General features: G+C 59.3%; 22 protein-coding genes and 1 tRNA gene. 13 read left to right on the top strand and 10 right to left on the bottom strand.

From position 1 onward, the window contains the following. Positions 1-66: 66 nt before the first annotated feature. Both ABEA08_RS11780 and ABEA08_RS11775 read left to right on the top strand, forming a co-directional pair. A tRNA-Asp gene (locus tag ABEA08_RS11780) sits at positions 67-156 on the top strand. A gap of 263 nt (positions 157-419) precedes the next feature. Next, positions 420-644 carry a hypothetical protein gene (locus ABEA08_RS11775; RefSeq protein ID WP_345335510.1) on the top strand — a complete coding sequence of 75 codons (225 nt, stop codon included), beginning with the start codon at positions 420-422 and terminating at the stop codon, positions 642-644. 342 nt (positions 645-986) lie between these two features. On the opposite strand, the gene flhA is transcribed toward ABEA08_RS11775, so the two are convergent. The 7 genes from flhA to ABEA08_RS11740 are packed head-to-tail and all read right to left on the bottom strand — an operon-like array spanning position 987 to position 7,247. Then, the gene (flhA, locus tag ABEA08_RS11770; protein WP_345335509.1) at positions 987-3,071 is read right to left on the bottom strand and encodes a flagellar biosynthesis protein FlhA; all 2,085 of its coding nucleotides are present in this window, start codon (positions 3,069-3,071) and stop codon (positions 987-989) included. A gap of 33 nt (positions 3,072-3,104) precedes the next feature. Continuing rightward, entirely contained in the window at positions 3,105-4,229 is a 1,125-nt protein-coding gene (gene flhB, locus ABEA08_RS11765) for a flagellar biosynthesis protein FlhB (RefSeq protein ID WP_345335508.1), read from the bottom strand. Then, positions 4,226-5,005: a flagellar biosynthetic protein FliR gene (gene fliR / locus ABEA08_RS11760; RefSeq protein ID WP_345335507.1), complete on the bottom strand. Its 780-nt coding sequence runs from the start codon at positions 5,003-5,005 to the stop codon at positions 4,226-4,228. The genes flhB and fliR overlap by 4 nt, the downstream gene beginning before the upstream one ends. Positions 5,006-5,009: 4 nt before the next feature. Continuing rightward, the gene (locus tag ABEA08_RS11755; RefSeq protein WP_345335506.1) at positions 5,010-5,279 is read right to left on the bottom strand and encodes a flagellar biosynthetic protein FliQ; all 270 of its coding nucleotides are present in this window, start codon (positions 5,277-5,279) and stop codon (positions 5,010-5,012) included. A gap of 1 nt (position 5,280) precedes the next feature. Beyond that, the gene (gene fliP, locus ABEA08_RS11750; protein WP_345335505.1) at positions 5,281-6,012 is read right to left on the bottom strand and encodes a flagellar type III secretion system pore protein FliP; all 732 of its coding nucleotides are present in this window, start codon (positions 6,010-6,012) and stop codon (positions 5,281-5,283) included. Positions 6,013-6,015: 3 nt separating this feature from the next. Further along, positions 6,016-6,378: a flagellar motor switch protein FliN gene (locus ABEA08_RS11745; protein WP_345335504.1), complete on the bottom strand. Its 363-nt coding sequence runs from the start codon at positions 6,376-6,378 to the stop codon at positions 6,016-6,018. After that, positions 6,378-7,247 carry a FliM/FliN family flagellar motor switch protein gene (locus ABEA08_RS11740; RefSeq protein WP_345335503.1) on the bottom strand — a complete coding sequence of 290 codons (870 nt, stop codon included), beginning with the start codon at positions 7,245-7,247 and terminating at the stop codon, positions 6,378-6,380. The genes ABEA08_RS11745 and ABEA08_RS11740 overlap by 1 nt, the downstream gene beginning before the upstream one ends. A 411-nt stretch (positions 7,248-7,658) precedes the next feature. Between ABEA08_RS11740 and ABEA08_RS11735 the strand changes: the two genes are divergently transcribed. Genes ABEA08_RS11735 through ABEA08_RS11700 form a run of 8 tightly spaced genes read left to right on the top strand, consistent with a single transcriptional unit; the run spans position 7,659 to position 15,288 of the window. Beyond that, on the top strand, positions 7,659-8,567 hold the full coding sequence (locus ABEA08_RS11735; RefSeq protein WP_345335502.1) for an OmpA family protein: 909 nt from the start codon (positions 7,659-7,661) through the stop codon (positions 8,565-8,567). Next, positions 8,560-9,873, top strand: a complete 1,314-nt coding sequence (locus tag ABEA08_RS11730) for a sigma 54-interacting transcriptional regulator (RefSeq protein WP_345335501.1) — start codon at positions 8,560-8,562, stop codon at positions 9,871-9,873. The genes ABEA08_RS11735 and ABEA08_RS11730 overlap by 8 nt, the downstream gene beginning before the upstream one ends. Positions 9,874-9,890: 17 nt before the next feature. Then, positions 9,891-10,232: a flagellar hook-basal body complex protein FliE gene (gene fliE, locus ABEA08_RS11725; protein WP_345335500.1), complete on the top strand. Its 342-nt coding sequence runs from the start codon at positions 9,891-9,893 to the stop codon at positions 10,230-10,232. A gap of 11 nt (positions 10,233-10,243) precedes the next feature. Further along, entirely contained in the window at positions 10,244-11,854 is a 1,611-nt protein-coding gene (fliF, locus tag ABEA08_RS11720) for a flagellar basal-body MS-ring/collar protein FliF (protein ID WP_345335499.1), read from the top strand. Beyond that, positions 11,841-12,860, top strand: a complete 1,020-nt coding sequence (locus ABEA08_RS11715; RefSeq protein WP_345335498.1) for a FliG C-terminal domain-containing protein — start codon at positions 11,841-11,843, stop codon at positions 12,858-12,860. Before fliF ends, ABEA08_RS11715 begins: the two co-directional genes overlap by 14 nt. Beyond that, positions 12,857-13,579 (top strand): flagellar assembly protein FliH, encoded by a 723-nt coding sequence (gene fliH / locus ABEA08_RS11710; RefSeq protein WP_345335497.1) that lies wholly within the window; start codon positions 12,857-12,859, stop codon positions 13,577-13,579. Before ABEA08_RS11715 ends, fliH begins: the two co-directional genes overlap by 4 nt. Further along, positions 13,566-14,876 (top strand): FliI/YscN family ATPase, encoded by a 1,311-nt coding sequence (locus ABEA08_RS11705; protein ID WP_345335496.1) that lies wholly within the window; start codon positions 13,566-13,568, stop codon positions 14,874-14,876. The genes fliH and ABEA08_RS11705 overlap by 14 nt, the downstream gene beginning before the upstream one ends. Then, positions 14,869-15,288 (top strand): flagellar export protein FliJ, encoded by a 420-nt coding sequence (locus ABEA08_RS11700; RefSeq protein ID WP_345335495.1) that lies wholly within the window; start codon positions 14,869-14,871, stop codon positions 15,286-15,288. Before ABEA08_RS11705 ends, ABEA08_RS11700 begins: the two co-directional genes overlap by 8 nt. Here ABEA08_RS11700 and ABEA08_RS11695 read toward each other — a convergent pair. The 3 genes from ABEA08_RS11695 to flgA all read right to left on the bottom strand — a co-directional run bounded on the left by ABEA08_RS11695 (position 15,285) and on the right by flgA (position 16,913). Continuing rightward, positions 15,285-15,725, bottom strand: coding sequence for a flagellar protein FlgN (locus tag ABEA08_RS11695; protein ID WP_345335494.1), 441 nt, complete (start codon positions 15,723-15,725; stop codon positions 15,285-15,287). The two genes, ABEA08_RS11700 and ABEA08_RS11695, sit on opposite strands and share 4 nt — an antisense overlap. Continuing rightward, a complete protein-coding gene (flgM, locus tag ABEA08_RS11690) occupies positions 15,726-16,001 on the bottom strand; it encodes a flagellar biosynthesis anti-sigma factor FlgM (RefSeq protein ID WP_345335493.1) in 276 nt (91 codons plus the stop codon). It abuts the gene before it with no gap. Between the two features lie 159 nt (positions 16,002-16,160). Beyond that, complete coding sequence (gene flgA, locus ABEA08_RS11685; RefSeq protein ID WP_345335492.1) at positions 16,161-16,913, bottom strand: flagellar basal body P-ring formation chaperone FlgA; 753 nt, start codon at positions 16,911-16,913, stop codon at positions 16,161-16,163. A 97-nt stretch (positions 16,914-17,010) separates the two neighbouring features. Here flgA and flgB point away from each other — a divergent pair, with 97 nt between their 5' ends. The 3 genes from flgB to ABEA08_RS11670 are packed head-to-tail and all read left to right on the top strand — an operon-like array spanning position 17,011 to position 18,511. Next, on the top strand, positions 17,011-17,361 hold the full coding sequence (flgB, locus tag ABEA08_RS11680) for a flagellar basal body rod protein FlgB (protein WP_345335491.1): 351 nt from the start codon (positions 17,011-17,013) through the stop codon (positions 17,359-17,361). A gap of 2 nt (positions 17,362-17,363) precedes the next feature. Beyond that, on the top strand, positions 17,364-17,780 hold the full coding sequence (flgC, locus tag ABEA08_RS11675; RefSeq protein WP_345335490.1) for a flagellar basal body rod protein FlgC: 417 nt from the start codon (positions 17,364-17,366) through the stop codon (positions 17,778-17,780). Then, entirely contained in the window at positions 17,780-18,511 is a 732-nt protein-coding gene (locus ABEA08_RS11670) for a flagellar hook capping FlgD N-terminal domain-containing protein (RefSeq protein WP_345335489.1), read from the top strand. The genes flgC and ABEA08_RS11670 overlap by 1 nt, the downstream gene beginning before the upstream one ends. Positions 18,512-18,525 lie beyond the last annotated feature (14 nt).

The raw sequence follows: 18,525 nt of genomic DNA, 5'->3' as shown, positions 1-18,525 counted from the left end.
TTATTTCGGAAAAGCCTCATCTTCGGATGAGGCTTTTTTCGTCTGTGCGCAAATAATCAAAGGTTGGGAGCGGTCGCTCAGTTGGTTTGACTCTGTTGCAGAGCTTAGCGGCCTATCACGCCGGGGGCGCGGGTTCGAGTCCCGTCCACTCCGCCATTTAATTCGGAAAAGCCTCATCTTCGGATGAGGCTTTTTTTGTCTGTGCGCAAAAGCTCAAAGGCTGGGAGCTGTGGCTCAGTTGGTTTGACTCTGTTGCAGAGCTTAGCGGCCTGTCACGCCGGGGGGGGCGGGTTCGAGTCCCGGTAACCAAGCCATTGATTGCGGAAAAGCCTCATCATCGGATGAGGCTTTTTTCGTCTAGGGCAAGAGCGGAGCGCTGCACCGAGATCGCTGGCCCCCCTCCGGGGCTGAGGCCAGGCTTGAGCAGGCATGGTCAGGCCTGTGGTGGTGAGCGTGGATTCCTCGTCATCCTGCTCGCGTACTTTGCTGAGGTTACCGGTTGGGCGCAGGCCGGCAAAGCGCTGTCGCTGTGTCGAGCCGCGGCTTTCTTGGGTTCGGCTCCAGTCAACATCTGTCATTACTTTGGCTTTAACCTCAGCGGTCGGTGTCAGGATCTGGCCCTGGTTGGCCCTGGTTGGCGCTGAGGATAACAAGCTTTTGTTGTGCCACGCATCGCGGCGAGTCCCGCTGCACTCCCCTTCGCCGTTGCGCTGACCGGCGCCCTCGCTGAGGGTGTGGCTCCAGCGGATACGGTGAATGTTGCGCAGCTTTTCACGCTATGGACACCGGTGGCCAGTTGCCGACAGAAAGGCCGGGGTAAAGGGCACGCCGACGCCCGCTTTGGCTTTTGAGTTTTAGAGCCGCTGTTGCACCGAGTGGCCCGACAACGGCGTGCTCTTCAGACTTCGTGTAGGGCCTCAACCCGAAGCTGGGCACAAACAAAAAAGGCGGCCAAGAGGCCGCCTAAGGGAGTGTGTATGCTGCGCTTAGCCCAATTGAGTACCGACGGCCAGCTCGCGATCCTCTGGCATCTCATTGTAGGACAGCACACTGAGGCCGCGGGCAAAGGCGCGCGCGTAGCGGGCCAAGACCGGGCGCAGTTGCGGTGCCACCAGCAGGATGGGTGGGTGCCCCTCCTTTTGCATTAGACCCAGCAGGTTTGGCATCTTGGCCTGCAACTGTGCCAACAGTTGGGGTTCAATGGCAAAGCCATCAAGTGGGACGCTGCCCCCCTGTTGCGCCTGAGTGAGCGCATTCATCAGCGTTTGCTCCAGCTCTGGGGCCAGGGTGGCAACCTCGAGTTTGTGTCGCTGGCCGGCGATCTGATGCAGGATGGTGTGCTTGAGCGCGCAGCGAACGTCGGCGGCCAGCAGGATAGGATCTTTAGTGTTCTCGACGCTCTCCAGCAATGTGGTGGCGATGGTGCGGATATCCTTGAGCGAGACCTGCTCTCGCAGCAATAGGCGATAGATCTTCAGCTGCTGGATCGGCGTCAATGCGCCATTCAGCGCTTCCGCCAGGCGCGGGGCTTGAGCGGTGAGGCGATCGGTGATGCTGGTGATGTCATCGTGCTGGATCAGATCTTCCAGCTTTTCCCGCATGAGCTTGGATACGTGCGTCGCGATGATGGTGGCGTTATCGACCACGGAGTACGCCAGATTCAGGGCGCGTGCCTTATTGTCCTGCTCGATCCAGACCGCATCCATACCGTAGGCGGGATCCTTGGTGAGGATCCCATCGATCTTACCGTAGACCTCACCGGATTGAATGGCGAGTAACTGGTCGGGTTGCAATTCGCCGCTGGCCACTGGGATCCCATTAAACAGGATCTGATAACCGGTCGGTGACAGCGTCAGGTTATCCCGCACCCGGACCTCGGGCAGCAAGAAGCCGGCCTGCTCCGAGAGGGTGCGGCGGATCCCGGTCAGTCGACTGAGCAACTCAGCGCCTTTGGCGCGGTCAACCAGATGCACCAAGCGATAGCCCAGACCGACTTCGAACACGTCGGTGTAGGGCAGCGCTTCCCAGGTTGGCGCCTGGGTTTCAGAGCGAACCGCCTCGACTTTCTCCTCGACCTGCTCCAAGGGGGTCGCCGGGGTATAGCGATACTGTTTCCAAGCGGCAAACCCCAACAACAGCGCGAACACGCCAAAGGCCAAGGTGGGCATGCCTGGCACCAGCGCGATGATCAGCATCACCCCTGCTGCGGTGCCGAGAACGGCGGGGTTGGCCAGCAACTGATCGCTGATCTGATCTGGCATCTGCTGGGCATCGGACACGCGCGTCACGATGATCGCCGCGGCGGTGGCCAGCAACAGGGATGGGATCTGGGCAACCAAGCCATCACCGATGGTCAGCAATGAGAAGGTGCGGAAGGCGTCCCCGGCACTCATGTCATGCTGGAATACGCCAATGGCGACCCCGCCGATGATGTTAATGAACAGGATCAGGATCCCGGCGATGGCATCGCCGCGGACGAACTTGGAGGCACCGTCCATCGAGCCGTAGAAGTCCGCTTCGCTTGCGACCTCGGCCCGGCGGGCCTTGGCTTGATCCTGGCTCAGGGCGCCGGCGTTGAGATCGGCATCGATCGCCATCTGTTTGCCCGGCAGTGAATCCAGGGTGAAGCGGGCGCTGACCTCGGAGATCCGCTCGCCCCCTTTGGTGATCACCACAAAGTTGATGATCATCAGGATCAGGAACACCACCATACCCACGACATAGTCGCCGCCGATCACCACTTCACCAAAGGCCTGGATCACCTTACCGGCAGCATCGCCGCCATTATGGCCCTCCATCAATACGACGCGCGTCGATGCCACGTTCAGCGTCAGGCGCATCAGGGTGGCGAGCAGCAGCACCGTCGGAAATACGGAGAACTCCAGCGGCCGCTGGGCGGATACCGCCACCAGCATCACCAGAATGGCAAGCACGATGTTGAAGGTAAATAGCATATCCAGCAGCCAGGGTGGCAGCGGCAGGATCACCATGGCCAACACGGCCATCAGCAAGATCGGGACGCCGATAAAGCTGTTGCTGATGTTGAGACCAGAAGGCAGAGAGAACTTCATAATAGTTGTAAGCCTTAATAAATCGCGCCGCCGTTAGCGACGCAAGGACTTGGGAATGTGGAAACTGGGCAGCGGCTCGGGTTTGGTCTGACGCCCCTGGCGAAAGGCCTTGAGCTGCAAGACGTAAGAGAGCACCTGCGCGACCGCGACAAACAGCGCTTGCGGGATCTGTTGCTCGACCTGGGTCGAGTAGTACACCGCACGGGCCAGCGGCGGTGAGGACACCACCTCGACCCCATGTTGTTTGGCCAGATGACGGATATGCAGCGCCAGCTCGTCTTCCCCTTTGGCGATCACAAACGGCGCATCCGCTCGCTGCGGGTCGTACTGCAGGGCAACCGAATAATGGCTTGGGTTGATCAGAACCACATCGGCTTTGGGCACGGCCGTATCGGCGCGGGAGCGCGCCATCTTTTGCTGGATCTGACGGATCCGCGCCTTCACCTCGGGCTTACCCTCCATCTGCTTGTGTTCGTCTTTGACCTGCTGACGGCTCATCTTCAGGTTCTTGGCGTGATCAAACATCTGCCAAGGCACATCGATCAGCGCAATAAACAGCAGCATGACTCCGAGGGTCAACACACCGGTGGCCAGAAAGCTGACCCCTTCAGCGATGGCCTGATCCAGCGGCAATTGGTACAGGCCTAATAGTCCCGACAGGCGGCCTCGCAGCAGCCAGTACAGGGTGCCGAGGAGCAGGCTGATCTTCAGGATGGACTTGACCAACTCAACCAGCGACTTCATCGAAAACATCCGTTTGAAGCCCTTGAGCGGACTGATCCGCTCGCCCTTGAACTTGAGGTTGCTACCGGAGAGCAAGGGGCCGCCTGGCAGGGAGCCAGCGACTGCGGCCAGCACGCCCAGCAGAATGAACAGTGGGCCGAGCATACTGAGCAGATGCATCAGGCTGGCGCCGATGTGGATCAGCATCACATCCTCGCGCCAGAGATCCTCATGGGTCAGGGCCATATTGAACTGCATCAACTCAGCGGCGTGGCGGGCGAACCAGTCGGCGGTGGCGAGGATCATCAAACTGGCGCCGATGAACAGCACCGCGGTTGCCAGATCCTTTGAGCGGGGAACCTGGCCTTTGTCCCGCGCCTTTTTGAGTTGTTGCGGTGTGGCCTTTTCTGTTTTGTCGGCGCTCTCCTGACTCATGGCGTCCCCCCGACCAGTTGATGCATCGCCGCCAGCGCGTCAATGCAGATCTCGGTATACCGATCCGGCAAGCCGGAAAAGGAGATCAGGATACTGAACAGGCCCAGTAACATGGCCATAGGAAAGCCCAACGAGTAGACGTTGAGGCTGGGCGCGGCCTTGTTCAGCACACCAAAGGTGATGTTCACCATTAGCATGGCCATCACGGCGGGGATCGCCATCATCAAGGCCATGGCGAAGGTCCAGCCAAACTTCATCACCACCATCATCAACGGCAGATCAAACACGCCACTGCCGACGGGCCAGAGATAGAAGCTGTCGATCAGGACCGCCAGTGACACCAGATGGCCATCCAATGCGAGGAACAGCAAGGTGCCGTACATCACCAGCAATTGGCCCAGTAGGGCGTGGTTAACCCCGTTGGCGGGATCGTTCATTACCGACATCGCCAGGCCCATCTGCATCGACAGCATCTGACCGAGCATGCTGAGGATATGGATCAATAGCGACAGGATCAGCCCCATCAGACTGCCGACGGCAAACTGCTCAAACGCCAGGCCCAAGGCGCTGACGGAGAGCGGATCCACCGCCGGTGGTGAGGGCAGCAAGGGGCCGGCGAGTCCGGCGATGGCCATCGCCAACAACAGCCGAACCTGAATTGGGACGTGGCCGTTGGAGAACAGCGGCATCAGGGCGAAAGCTCCCATGATGCGAAAAAATGGCCACCAGAAGGTGCCGATGTAGCTGTTGATGTCGGTGGCGGTCAGTTCAAGCATCGGGCTATCCGATCAACATCGGGATGTTGAAAAATAGGGAGTTGAACAGATCGCCCAATTTCGTCAGCAGCCACTGACCGGCAAACACCACCATAAGTAGGGTGATGATCAGCTTGGGCAGAAACGACAAGGTCTGCTCATTGACCGACGTCGCGGCTTGAATGGTGGCGATCACCAGGCCCAGCATCAAGCCGGGCGTGATGAGAACCGCCACCATAGTGACTACCAGATAGATAGCGTCGGCGAATATCGTGGTCAGTTGTTGTCCGTCCATGCTACCCCATCCCAAAACTGGCCGAGAGGGTGCCGACGGTCATGGCCCAGCCATCGACCAGGACAAACACCATCAGCTTAAAGGGCAGCGAAATGATCAAGGGCGAGAGCATCATCATACCCATAGACATCAATACCGACGCCACCACCAGATCGATCACCAAGAAGGGGATGAACAACAAAAAGCCGATCTGGAACGCGGTCTTCAGCTCTGATAGCACAAAGGCGGGCATCAAAATGGTGAAGTGAATGTCGGCCACCGGGGTATCCACCGGCTCGCCAGCGATCTTCAACATCTTTTCCAGATCCGTCTCCCGGGTTTGACCCAGCATAAAGACGCGAAGCGGCTGCTCCGCCTCTTGGAGCGCTTCGAACAGGTTGATCTCGCCCGCCTCATAGGGCACATACGCCACGGTACTGATCTCTTCCCAGACCGGGCGCATGATAAACAGCGAGAGGGTCAGCGCGATCCCAACCAAGAGTTTATTGGGGGGACTTTGCTGCAAACCCAGGGCCTGGCGCAAAACCGCCAACACGATAATGATGCGGGTAAAGCTGGTCATCATCAGAAGCATCGCTGGCAGCAGTGACAGGATCGTCATCAGTGCCACGATCTCCAGCTTAATGCTCAAGGCTTGACTGGAGTCACCATCGCTGAGGGTAAGCAGGGTCAGATCCGTATTTGCCAGCGCACTCGGGCTGATCAGCAGCAACAGCCACCACCAAAACTTCATGGATCAGATCCCAGACAGCTTACTGGCTTCAACTTCCAGCAGACGCACGCCATAGCGGCCTTTGACTTCGACCACCTCACCGCGACCGAGCAAGGTGCCGTTCACGCGCAGATCCAGCGGCTCGCCGACCATGCGATCCAGCGCAACGATGTCGCCTTCACCCATCGCCATCAACTCGCCCAGGCTCAGCTCAGCGCTGGCCAGCTCCAATGACACCTGAACCGGCAGGTGGCTGAAAAACTGCATGTCGCGTGGGGCTTTGGCCGGTGCATTGCTTGGTGCGGTGGCCGGCGCGTGATCCTGGGGACCAAACAGATCGTCGTCCAGTAGCAGGTCGTCGTCGAGCAGCAAAGTATCCTCGGACATCATGAATCCTCTTGTTGATGTAGTTCTTGGGTGATTTTGGCAACCAGCTGTCCGTTATTGGTGTGGACACTGGCGTGGAAGAGTGGGCGGCCGCCGATGGAGATCGGGCTGCGGTGCAGCAGGTTGACCGGCAGGATCTCGCCGGGTTGCAGATCCTGGATCGCCTGGGCGGGCAGGGATTGTTTGACCAGATCGCAACGTAAGCGGATCGGCAGCTGGTGCAGTTTTCGCTTTAGCTTGGCAGACAGATCCGATGGGATGGCTTGCTGGGGGGCGACGGTCAGGCGCGCCAGCATGGCGTCGCTGAGCAGCCATTGCATCGGTGGCAGAGGCTCATCGCGTTGCCACTGAAAGCTCCAGCGCAGTGGGGCGCTGAGCTCGAGTTTGGTGCTGACGGGTTCCAGCTCCAGCTGTGCCGGGTCCAATTCGAGCGCCTTCAGGCCATTGAGTGCGCCGACCATTAAGCGTTTGACCAAGCGCAGCTCGGACTGACTCGGTGCCCTTAGTGGTGTATACAGCAGCGGACTACTGCCGCCGTAATAGGCACTGGCGAGCTGGTCTAGGCTGCAGCGGTCGATCCCCCACCAAGCGAGTGGTTGGCGCTCATGGCTGAGTTGAAACCAAGCCAACTCCGGCGCGAGGGGCTGGGTATCGCCTTCGCGCTCGGTACGCAGCTCTTTGATCGGCGATTGGGTCAGCGACGCACCCGGTGCTAAGGCTTGGGTAACGGCATCCAAAACGGCACGGTGGCGCTTCTCCAGCTCCAACAGGAGCCGGCTCCGGGCGAGACGTTCTTGAACCAGTGCTACGGGTCGGTAGGCGGTATTGTCGGCCGCCGGTAACACCATCGCTTTAGCGGTGGTTTTCATTTTTTATATCCCTACAGTATCAATACGTAATCACGTTTTCACAGATTGCGACCTCAGCCACAACAATAAAATCGGATTGACGCCAGTCACGAGAGTGCATTTTATGAGCGTCAATTTTTTTTGTTTCGTCAAATTACCAACGCTTTTTTTAGGGAAAGTGGGCAATTAATAATAAATCCGCTGGCAGTAATTTGACGTGTCAAACTTTATTGCCAACTGTCACTTTATTGACGCTAAATTTAATGCAAACCGGCGCTGTGGCTGGCTTTGGGCGATACATTAACAGCAGTTGAATTCGAATTTCAATATTGCATTCAGTATCCGTTACCTATTAAGTTATGCACCTAAAATTAATGACCTGTACTCGGTTTTGGTCATATAAACACCACTGTATTTGAGCCAAGCATTGCCATGAATAAAAAGACAACAGGCATCGTTGCAATATTGACAGGTATGTTCTTTGCCCCCTTTTCCTGGGGGGCGGATAATCAGCTTGCTAAATACGCAACACCTATGGACGGCGTCGACTGGCAATTTAATGGTGACCGGTTCGGTTGCCAATTGCATCACGCTATTGATGGTTTCGGAACCTTATCGTTGGTGCAGTACCCTGCCGAAGCGATCACCATGAAGGTCGAGTCCAACTGGTTCCAGGAGCAACCTGTAGGAAGCCGCAGCGTCTTATCTGCGCCATCTTGGTTGAAGCAAGCGCCGACTCACCCTCATGCACGTGCCTGGCAATGGAACGGTATGTCCGGCCAGATGGACGGCAGCGCCGAGGGCTATCTGGATGGGCTCGAGCAGGGCTGGGGGATCGACATTGCGTTGCAGCTTGCCTCGCAACGTAGCTACCAGTTGGTGATCGAACCAGTTGCGGTGAAAAGCCCACTGCGGGCATTCCGTCAGTGCAGCGCGGCACTGGTGCCCCAGCCATTTGACGTGGTTCGCCATGTCACCATGAACTACGCAACCGGGCAGATCCTACCCCGCGATGCGCAGCTCCCCATGTTGGACGCGATCGCCGAGTACGTCGCCGCCGATCCGCGGATCAGCGAGGTGTTGGTCGATGGCCACAGCGATAGTACAGGCAATCACTTGGCCAACCTGGTGTTATCACGGCAGCGCGCCGATGAATTGACCGGGCTTCTGATCGAGCGCGGCGTGGCCCTGAGCCAGATAGAGATCCGCGCCCATGGCCAACGCTTTCCGCTGGTTACCGAGCGCAGCGCGGCCGACCGTGAGAAAAATCGTCGGGTTGAGATCCGTTTGGTGATGTCAGAGCCGGACAGTGAGCGGTCGGAGGAGATCGTCAGTGACTGATCTGATCTCACTGGCCGGCGCCACCATCGAGCCCTTGCTGGCGCGACAACTTCAGTTGCAGGGGTATGAGCTGACGCAAGATCCTGAGCGCGAAGCCTGGGCAGGCTTGGTGGATCTGAGTGGCTGTTGCACCGCCGAGGTGGAAGCTCGGCTGCGGGCCTGCCGCAGCCGTCATCGTATCGCCCTGGTCGCCGCCGAGCAGTCCGAACTGGCCAGCGCCGCCATGGCCGGCGGGGCGCAGGATTACCTCCTGCTCCCGCTCGACGGTGATCAGCTGGTGTCCCTGTTGCAACGCTTGGTTCAGCTCGAGCAGGAGCAGCGCTCGATGGTGGCGGTGTCGGCCCGCGCGCGGCAGATGTTGATGCTGGCGCAGCGGGCTGCACAAACCGACGCCAGCGTGCTGCTGACCGGTGAGTCAGGCACGGGCAAGGAGCAGGTATCCCGCTTTATTCACCGCCAGTCGCCCCGCGCGAATGGCCCTTTCTTGGCTGTGAACTGTGCTGCCATCCCGGAGTCGATGCTGGAGTCGCTGCTGTTTGGTCATGTCAAAGGGGCCTTTACCGGCGCTCACGCTGACAAGGCGGGCACGTTTGAGGCCGCCAGTGGCGGTACCTTGCTGCTTGATGAGATCGCGGAAATGCCGCTGATGCTGCAAGCCAAGTTGCTGCGGGTGTTGCAGGAGCGCACGGTCGAGCGGCTGGGCTCACACAGATCCATTGCGCTGGATGTGCGGATCATCGCGGCGACCAATCAGGATCTGGCCCGAGCGGTGGCCGAGGGGCGGTTCCGGCAGGATCTGTTCTACCGGCTCGATGTGTTGCCGCTGAAGTTGTTGCCCCTGCGTGAGCGCCGGGATGACATTTTGCCTTTAGCTGAGCACTTTCTTAGCCGCTTTGGGGATCTGGCGGGGCCAGATGGCTGCCATTTCAGTGACACGGCTCGCGCCGCCCTGTTGGCTCATGACTGGCCGGGCAACGTGCGGGAGCTGGAAAATGCGGTGCAACGCGCCTTGATCCTGCGACGCGGTCAGACCTTGCAACTGGAGGATCTGGCGTTGCCCTTGTCCACGGTCTCAAGCACAACCGTCAGCGCACAAGGGCTCGATGGCGAAACCGGCCTGAAAGCGTCGAAGCGCCAAGCCGAGTTCCAGTTTGTGCTCGATACCTTACGCCGCTTCGGGGGTAACCGCAGTAAAACTGCGGATGCGCTCAGCATGACCACCCGTTCATTACGATACAAAATGGCGCAGATGCGCGAAGCCGGCATCGATGTGGATGCTGTGCTGGCCGCCGCTGACGCCGCCTGACGTTTCCGGAGAGTGCGATGTCTTCCCCAATTGCCTTAAATCAAAGTCAAATGCTGGAGTCACTTCAGCAACACAAAGAGATCGCCAAAGGGGCGATCCAACCCAATCGCATGGACAACCTGGGCGGCAATGTTCAGGGGCCTTCGTTTGGCACCTTGATGACCCGCAAGGTTCAGGGTGTCAACGCCGATCAGATCCATGCGGCGCAGATGCGCACCGATGTGGATCTGGGCCGGAGTGACGATCTGGTGGGCGCCATGGTGGCGTCACAAAAAGCCAGTCTCAGTTTCAGTGCACTGATCCAAGTGCGCAACAAGCTCGTCTCGGCCTTCGATGACGTAATGAAGATGCCGTTGTAAGGATAAGCATAATGACAACCGCAACCGCAGAGCAGGTCAACACCGGTCAAGGTGTGATGGACCAAATGAAACAGATGTTCAGTCGCTGGCAAGGGGCCAGTCGCAGTGATCGCCAGGTATTGGTGATCGCCGTGATGGCTACCGTCGTCGCGACGGTGATTGTATTGATGCTATGGACGGCCAGTCGGGGCTACCGTCCCTTGTATGGCCTGCAGGAGGGGTTTGACAGCGCTGAGGTGATCGAGGTGCTGGAGACGGAGAAGATCCCTTACCGGATGCAGGCCGACAGTGGTCAGATCCTGGTGTTGGAAGATCAGCTGGGGCGTGCGCGGATGGTGCTCGCCTCCCGCGGGATCCGAGCGGCGATGCCAGAAGGCATGGAGATGCTGGACAAAGCCGGGGCATTGGGCAGCAGCCAGTTCTTGGAAGAGGCGCGTTATCGCCACGGATTAGAAGGGGAGCTGTCGCGCACCATTATGGCACTCAAAGCGGTCCGCAGCGCCCGGGTTCACTTGGCGATCCCCAAGCGGACCTTGTTTATTCGCCAGCAGGCGGAAAAGCCGACCGCGTCGGTGATGCTGGAGTTGTACTCCGGCTCCAAGTTGGCGCCGGATCAGGTTGAGTCGATCGTGAACCTGGTGTCGGGTGCGGTTGCCGGTATGCCGGTGGACGGGGTGTCCGTGGTGGATCAGAGCGGGCGTTTACTCAGCGCTGAGCTGGATCTGGCGCAGGACATGAGCCGTGCGTCGGACCGGCAGCTGGGCTACGCCCAGCAGATCGAGCAGGGTCTGAATAACCGGATCAACGACATGCTGTTGCCGGTGTTGGGTTACGGCAACTATCGGGTGCAGATCGCGGCGCGAATGAACTTTGATCAGATCGAGGAGACCCGCGAGCAACTGGATCCGGACTCGGTGGTGATGCTGCGAGAGAACGCACGCAATGACGAGCGCAGCGCTGATATGGCGATGGGCATTCCGGGCGCCTTGTCCAATCAGCCGCCGGAGCCGGCGACCGAGGAGAACGTGGCCAACCGCAATATCAGCTCCCAGGCCGATCGCCAGTTTGAAACCAGTCGCTCGGTTCGTCACACCCGTTATCAGCATGCGGCACTGGAGCGCTTGTCGGTGTCGGTCCTGCTCAACAGTGAAGTGATCGAATTGATCCCGGAGCAGGTGGCGCAGCTGGAGCAGATGGTGTCGGACGCCATCGGTTTTGAGGCAGAGCGAGGCGATACCCTGAGTATCAGTGGTTTCCCGTTTGCGACCCAGATGGTGCCCGATCTGCAGCCGCTGCCATGGTGGCAGACCCAGGAGTATCAGTTCTACCTGCGTTACATCATCGGCACCCTGCTGGCATTGGGCCTGATGCTGTTTGTGCTGCGTCCATTGGTTAAACACCTTACCCGTACCGTCGAGCAAGAAAAGGCCATGGCGGAAGCCGAGCAGGTTGCGGCGATCCCGGTGATCGAGCCAAGCAACGATTCCTCCATGGGCGAACTGCCACCGCCAGGCTCTGCCTTGCATGTTCAGCTTGAGCATTTGAGCCTATTGGCAAACAAAGAACCGGCGCGTGTCGCTGAGGTGATCACACAGTGGATGGGCAACAATGAGCGCGATTGAGTACAACAAATTGACCGATCTGTCCGGGGTTGAGCAGGCAGCGATGCTGCTGGTCAGCATGGGCGAAGAGGGCGCCGCCAAGGTGTTGGCGCACATGAATAGCCAGAGCGTACAGAGCGTCAGCCAGGTGATGGCGCGACTGTCCAATGTGAAGCAATCCGATGCTGAGCTGGTGCTGCTGCGCTTGTTTGAGGACTATCGTGGCCAGGCCGGGATCGCCCGCGCCAGCCGCACATATCTGCAGCGCACCCTCGACAGCGCGCTGGGCGATAAGCTGGCCAAGAGCCTGCTCGACTCCATCTATGGCGACGAGGTGAAGACCTTGGTGCAGCGACTGGAGTGGGTTGAGCCGCAGTTGTTGGCGCGTCAGATCGCGCCGGAGCATCCGCAGCTACAGGCCGTGTTACTGGGTCTGCTGCCGCCGGAAGCCGCATCTTTAGTGCTGCAGCGCTTGCCGCAGGACAGTCACGATGAGTTGCTGGTTCGGATCGCCCAATTGGGCGAGCTGGACCGTGAGGTGATCGAGGAGCTCAAGGAGCTGGTCGATCGTTGCCTGGCGGTTGCCAATGAGCGCTCCCATACCCGGGTGACCGGGGTGTCGCAGGTGGCGGGGATCCTCAATCGCTTTGACGGCGATCGCGGTCAGTTGATGGAGATGCTGAAGCTGCATGACGATCGTCTGGCGGCGGAGGTTGAGCTGAACATGTTCGACTTTATTATCTTGGGCCGCCAAAACGACGAAGTGCTGCATGCGCTGCTGCAAGAGGTTCCGCAGGATGTGTTGGCCTTGGCGCTGAAGGGGATCGAGAACGATCTAAAACGCAAGCTGACCGAAGCCTTGCCGAAGCGGATGGCGCAGGCACTGGAGACTCAGATCGCCGCATTGGGTCAGGTCACCTTGTCCCGTGCCGAGGCTGCTCGCTCTGAAGTGATGAAGATCGCGCGTCAGATGATGGACGCCGGAGCGTTCGAACTGCAGTTGTATGAAGAGCAGGTAGTGGAATGATGCAAAACGATAACCGCTGGCGTCTGGATGGCAGTCGCGCTCGGCCACATCGCTTCTCGCCGTTGCCGAAAGAGGGCGATCCGGCAGAGCCTGCGCAGCAGGATAACTGGGAAGGCTATCAGGAAGGCTTTGATAAAGGCTACCAAGAAGGTCTGGATCAGGGGCACCAAGCGGGCTTCAGTGAAGGGCAAGCTCAGGGCAGCGAAGCGGGCCGCAAACAGGGCTTTGCCAACGGTCGCCAAGAGGGCCTGCAGTCTGGCCAGCAGGATGCACAAGAGCAGCTGACCACGGCGCTGGTGCCGCTGACGGCACTTAAGGAGCTGCTGGAAGAGGGGCATCAGACCCAGGTTCGACAACAACAGGAATTGATCCTGGAGTTGGTGCAACGGGTGGCCCAGCAGGTGATCCGCTGTGAGTTGACCCTGCAACCGCAACAGGTGCTGAATCTGGTTGAGGAGACCTTGCGCGCGTTGCCGGACGGCGGCGGTGAGGTGAAGATCCATCTAGAGCCCACTGCGTGCGAGCGGATCAAGGAGTTGGCACCGGAGCGCGTGGCGCAATGGACCTTAGTGGCGGATCCGCAGATCAGCCCTGGGGGCTGTCGCGTGGTGTCCGATACGGTGGATGCCGATGCGTCGGTGGAAGCCCGGCTCGACGCCTGCATGACCCAGGTTCAGGCCCGTTTAGACAGCATGGAGCTTGACGGTGACGACCACTGATTGGTTGTCGGTACCGGTCGCTCAGATCTACGGCCGCCTCGTTCGCGTCAACGGCTTGTTGCTTGAGGCCGTTGGCTGTCAGCTGGGCACCGGCGAGCGTTGCTTGGTCGAGCGCCAAGACGGCTCCTTGGTCGAAGCGGAAGTGGTGGGCTTTGATCGCGAACTGCTGCATCTGATGCCGATCACCGCCACCGATGGGTTGGTCCCTGGCGCGCGGGTGAGGCCGCTGAACGGGGTCTCGCCGGCCCCGGTCGGCCCAGGCCTGCTGGGCCGGGTGCTGGACGGTTGCGGTGAGCCCATCGACGGCCAGGGGGCCCTCAAGGGGATCCACTGGTGTCGGGCTCGGCTGAAAACGCCAAACCCCTTATTACGACGGCCCATCGATGAGCCCTTGGATGTCGGCGTGCGGGCCATTAACGCCATGCTGCCGGTGGGCAAGGGCCAGCGTTTAGGGCTGTTCGCCGGCTCGGGTGTGGGCAAATCGGTGCTGCTGGGGATGATGACCCGCTTTACCGAAGCCGACATCGTGGTGGTGGGCTTGGTGGGGGAGCGTGGCCGTGAGGTACGTGAATTTATTGAGCACTCACTGGGCGACGAAGGGCGTAAGCGGGCCGTGGTGGTGGTGGCTCCGGCGGACTCTACTGCGTTGATGCGGCTGCGCGCCATGCGCCTGTGTCACCGCATCGCTGCCGGCTATCGCGATCAGGGCCACAATGTGCTGCTGTTGGTCGACTCGCTGACCCGCTATGCTCAGGCCCAGCGTGAGATCGCCCTCAGCCTGGGTGAGCCGCCCGCGACCAAAGGCTATCCGCCGTCGGCCTTTACCCAATTGCCGTCCTTGGTGGAGATGGCGGGCAACGGCGAGTCGACGTGTGGCACCCTGACCGCGCTCTACACCGTGCTGGTGGAGGGGGACGATCAAAACGATCCCGTTGCCGACGCCGCCCGTGCCATCCTCGACGGTCACATCGTGCTGACCCGAGAGTTGGCCGAGCAGGGCCAGTATCCCGCCATCGATGTCAATGCCTCCGCCTCTCGCCTGGCCGCACAACTGAGTGATGCGTCCACGCGGGCAGCCATGCAGCAGCTGCGTCAGTTTAATGCCCGCTATAACGAAGTGAAGTCGTTGATCCCGCTCGGTGGCTATCAGCCGGGGCAAGATCCACAGTTGGATCTGGCCGTACAGGCGCAACCGGCGATCAAGCAGTTCTTATCGCAATCGATGGCAGAAGGGCAAAGCCGACACGACAGCTTGGCGCAACTACATCAATTAGTGGAGGGCTGGCGTCATGGCTGATCCTATCCGCTTGTTGCGTGAGCAACAGGAGAAGCGCTTGCTGGCATTGGGTGATCAGCGCAGTCAGCGGCAGCAGCGCTTGAGTGCGTTGGATCTGCGCCAGCGTCAACTGCAGGGCTTGGTCGGTGAGTACAGTGGCTGTGGGGCGGAGCAGAACGTGTTATTGCTGCGCAACCGCAGTCAAATGGGCCAGCAGTTGCGGCCGTTGATCAGCCAATGTGAACGCCAACTTGAGGTGGCCAAGCAAGATCTGGCCAGCATCGATCGTCAATGGCAACGTCAGTTGGGACGACGACAGGGCTTGGTCTGGTTGGAGGAAGAGAACGCTCGGACCGCGCAGCGGGTTGCACTGCGCAATGAGCAAAAGCAGATGGATGAATTTGCAGCGAGAGCCAATAAGGCGCGCCGTTAAAGCGGGCGCCCATAATCGCTACTGTTACCCGCGTCTTGTTTCATCAGTCGGTCGATGCTGCCTTTTTGTGCCGCCAACATCTTGCCATTGACCTCATTTTCCGTCTGGCAGTCACGGATCAAATTGCCCAGCTGAGACCACAAGCTTTTCAGCGGCTTTTGTGTCTGCGGCGCCAAAGCCGCTAACAGACGATCCATGCCGGTTTGGTCGGCGCTGACGCCTAAGGTGCGTAATATCTCACTGCGACGCTTGGCGCGTCGAGCCAGTTTTACGCACAGCGCATTCTGCCGTGGATTATGTTGCTCCAGCCCTTGATGGTCACGGCGCTGCAACAGCTCCCGCTGGTGACGCAACAGGCTTCTCAGTTGCTGGTAGTCGTCGACATCCTGACGGATCTCGCGTACCAGCACCTGCAGCATTTCGCGTTTGGTCATCATTTAGCTGTGCTGTCCCAGCATCTGCCCCGCCAGATCCGCCAGATCCAACTCGAAGCTGCCGTCCTTCAGCGCGGCACGCATCGCGTTGACCTTGTCCATATCGACGTCAGCCAACTGCGACAGCTCCTGATTGGCCTGCTCCAGCAACTGCCAATCGTCGCTGATACTGTCTTTGCGCTCTGCAGCCACGGCAGCCTGCTCAGGTTGCGCGATGGTGCGTTTGGGGGCGGACTTAAGATCTACCGGATAGTTGTTTGATAACTTATTGATTTCCATGGCTAACCACTATCTGCTGTGTGTGTTTGTTGTCTGATGTCAAAAAAGCGACTCCGTCGCGTCAATTCTTAAACGCCAAGGCGAAAAAAATCACGTTAATCGCCTCAAGGCTGGGTAACCCAGCCTGTGGACCCTTGCCTGTTGCAACCCTGTGCCGGCTCAGAATCGGGTTTCCACGATCCCATTGCTGATCGGATAAGCGGTGATCACCCGACCGGAGCTTTGGTTGCGCACCCGAATGCCCTCGCCCTTGGCGCCATTTTCCAGCGCCGTGCCGGTCATGGTGGCGGCGAAGTCGCCCTGACCTGCGCGGATCAGTACCTCATCGCCCAGCGAGACCAGATGCGGCACGTGGATCTGACTGTGGCGGATGGGTTGATTGGGACGCAACCCGCGCCGGGCTGACTGGCCGATCAGCTGGCTTTGCCGAAACACCAGATCTTGGTCCGCCAGGCTAAGCCGACGTTCGGCCATGACCAGATCTTGTCGGGACAGCACCTGACCTCGACTGATCCGCCGCACGGCCATGGGAACCTGCGCGACAACCTCGATGCGCGCCCGAACGTAGCCGCGCCAGCGGGGGGACGGGCAGGACACCTCGCGTTGGATGTGGCCCAGTGGCGTCCCCTGGCCCGAGCCAATGGCGAGCTCATCCTCACAAGGAGCCTGTTGCTGCAACTGACTGCCGAGCCGCGGCTCAATGACGATCTCTTTGATCTGCGCGCCGCTGCGTTGCTGCCAAACGGCGATCTCGGCACTGAGCTGCGCCTCGACGGCGCTGCGCAGTTGCTGCGTCGCCGTCGGTTGGTTGGCCTGTGCGATGGGCGCGACGGTGCAAAGCCACAGCGGAAGCAGACGGAGGAATGGCCGGGATAAAGCGGAATTCCGCTTTCCAGATATTGATGCGTTCATACTGTAAGTTGCTGTATTTGTTGAAAATAAAACTTGGCACGACTCTTGAATGCTCTTGTCGGTCATTAAGTTTGAACTAGTCACAAAAGGAGTCGTCATGGCGATCAATCTGGATGCCGCTCTGGGTGTTCATGCTAACACGCTGGATTTCCGCGTCGAACGGTCGCGGGTATTGTCCGGTAATTTGGCCAACGCCGAAACCCCGGGTTACAAGGCCCGTGATCTGGATTTTGCCCAGCTGATGGATCGACTGGATCCCGCCGCAGGCGTGACCCGCGATTATCAGATGGCGTACCGCAATCCTCATCAACCGTCAGCGGATGGCAACACGGTTGAGCTGGGTCAGGAGCAGGCGCGTTATTCCCAGAACGCGATGGACTTCGAGACCAGTCTGACGTTTTTGAATATGAACATTCAGGGCCTGCAAAAGGCCATTGAGGGTCGATAACCATGTCGTTCAATGAGATCTACCAGATCGCAGGCTCTGCGATGAACACCCAAAGTCAGCGGCTCAATACCGTTGCCTCCAACCTGGCCAATGCCGAGGCTGCGGCCAGTAGCGAAGAAACCGCCTATCGGGCGTTGAAGCCGGTCTTTCAGACCGTCTATCAACAAACCAAGGATGGGGCGGTCAGCGCCAATGTCCAGGTGGCGGGGATCGTTCAGTCCGAGGCGCCACTGGAGAAGCGCTACGAGCCGGATCACCCGATGGCGGATGAGACCGGCTACGTGGTGTATTCCAACGTCAACAGTGTGCAGGAGATGGCTGACATGATGGCGGCGACCCGTGCCTTTGAAACCTCGGCCGACATGATCGCCCGAGCCAACTCCATGCAGCAAAGCCTGCTCAAGTTAGGAGCCCTGTAATGTTGAACATCGGCCAATACCACGATCCCATGCTCGAGGTGCGCAACGGCAGTGCCATGCCTGAGATCGCCGCGAACACGGTCTCTGCGACGCCCGACGCGTATGACGGCGGCGCCGGTAATTTCGCCCCGCCCAACAGCTCTGCGGGCCTGACCAACGAATTTTTGACCTTGATGGTGGCGCAGATCCAAAACCAGGATCCGCTCAACCCACTGGATGGCACTGAATACGTAACCCAATTGGCGCAGTTCGCTCAGGTGGAAAGCCTGGAGTACCTGCGGATGGGTCAAGAGAACATGGCGATCCTGGCGGAGAACCTGCAGGTGCTGGGTACCACTCAGTTGATCGGCCGTGAGGTGTTGGTGCCTGCGGACAGCGTTGAGCTGGGTGACGAGGTGATCAAAGGCCAGATTGAGCTCGACAGCGCGGTTGAAGGCGTCACGTTGGAGATCACCAACGAGGCCGGTGACGTGGTGGCCACCATCGATCTGGGCTCTCAAGCCGCGGGCGCGGTGGATTATGAGATCGATCCCGAGGCGCTGGATCTGCCACCGGGTGAATACGAGTTGAGTGCTAAAACCACTCAGGACGGTGAAAGCGGCGATGCCACCGTATTGGTTGCTGCTGCGGTGGAGAAGGTGCACATCGCGTCGACCACCGGCTACATGATGCTGGAGCTGGGCAACGGCCTGGGCGCGGTGTCCCTGTTTGATATTCGAGAAATGGCGTAAGCCGGAGTTTATAA

It is taken from the genome of Ferrimonas pelagia (genome assembly GCF_039543565.1).
Lineage (GTDB): Bacteria > Pseudomonadota > Gammaproteobacteria > Enterobacterales > Shewanellaceae > Ferrimonas > Ferrimonas pelagia.
Note: the sequence above shows the minus strand (reverse complement) of the source record. Positions and strands in the feature narration are given on the sequence as shown.

Coding starts and splice junctions, on each gene's coding strand:
- fliH (WP_345335497.1), top strand. CDS start 12,857: ATGATGCAAAACGATAACCGCTGGCGTCTGGATGGCAGTCGCGCTCGG.
- ABEA08_RS11740 (WP_345335503.1), bottom strand. CDS start 7,247: ATGAAAACCACCGCTAAAGCGATGGTGTTACCGGCGGCCGACAATACC.
- fliP (WP_345335505.1), bottom strand. CDS start 6,012: ATGAAGTTTTGGTGGTGGCTGTTGCTGCTGATCAGCCCGAGTGCGCTG.
- fliE (WP_345335500.1), top strand. CDS start 9,891: ATGTCTTCCCCAATTGCCTTAAATCAAAGTCAAATGCTGGAGTCACTT.
- ABEA08_RS11755 (WP_345335506.1), bottom strand. CDS start 5,279: ATGGACGGACAACAACTGACCACGATATTCGCCGACGCTATCTATCTG.
- ABEA08_RS11700 (WP_345335495.1), top strand. CDS start 14,869: ATGGCTGATCCTATCCGCTTGTTGCGTGAGCAACAGGAGAAGCGCTTG.
- ABEA08_RS11670 (WP_345335489.1), top strand. CDS start 17,780: ATGTTGAACATCGGCCAATACCACGATCCCATGCTCGAGGTGCGCAAC.
- ABEA08_RS11735 (WP_345335502.1), top strand. CDS start 7,659: ATGAATAAAAAGACAACAGGCATCGTTGCAATATTGACAGGTATGTTC.
- ABEA08_RS11715 (WP_345335498.1), top strand. CDS start 11,841: ATGAGCGCGATTGAGTACAACAAATTGACCGATCTGTCCGGGGTTGAG.
- flhB (WP_345335508.1), bottom strand. CDS start 4,229: ATGAGTCAGGAGAGCGCCGACAAAACAGAAAAGGCCACACCGCAACAA.
- flgA (WP_345335492.1), bottom strand. CDS start 16,913: ATGAACGCATCAATATCTGGAAAGCGGAATTCCGCTTTATCCCGGCCA.
- flgM (WP_345335493.1), bottom strand. CDS start 16,001: ATGGAAATCAATAAGTTATCAAACAACTATCCGGTAGATCTTAAGTCC.
- flgC (WP_345335490.1), top strand. CDS start 17,364: ATGTCGTTCAATGAGATCTACCAGATCGCAGGCTCTGCGATGAACACC.
- flhA (WP_345335509.1), bottom strand. CDS start 3,071: ATGAAGTTCTCTCTGCCTTCTGGTCTCAACATCAGCAACAGCTTTATC.
- flgB (WP_345335491.1), top strand. CDS start 17,011: ATGGCGATCAATCTGGATGCCGCTCTGGGTGTTCATGCTAACACGCTG.
- fliF (WP_345335499.1), top strand. CDS start 10,244: ATGACAACCGCAACCGCAGAGCAGGTCAACACCGGTCAAGGTGTGATG.
- ABEA08_RS11695 (WP_345335494.1), bottom strand. CDS start 15,725: ATGATGACCAAACGCGAAATGCTGCAGGTGCTGGTACGCGAGATCCGT.
- ABEA08_RS11745 (WP_345335504.1), bottom strand. CDS start 6,378: ATGTCCGAGGATACTTTGCTGCTCGACGACGACCTGCTACTGGACGAC.
- fliR (WP_345335507.1), bottom strand. CDS start 5,005: ATGCTTGAACTGACCGCCACCGACATCAACAGCTACATCGGCACCTTC.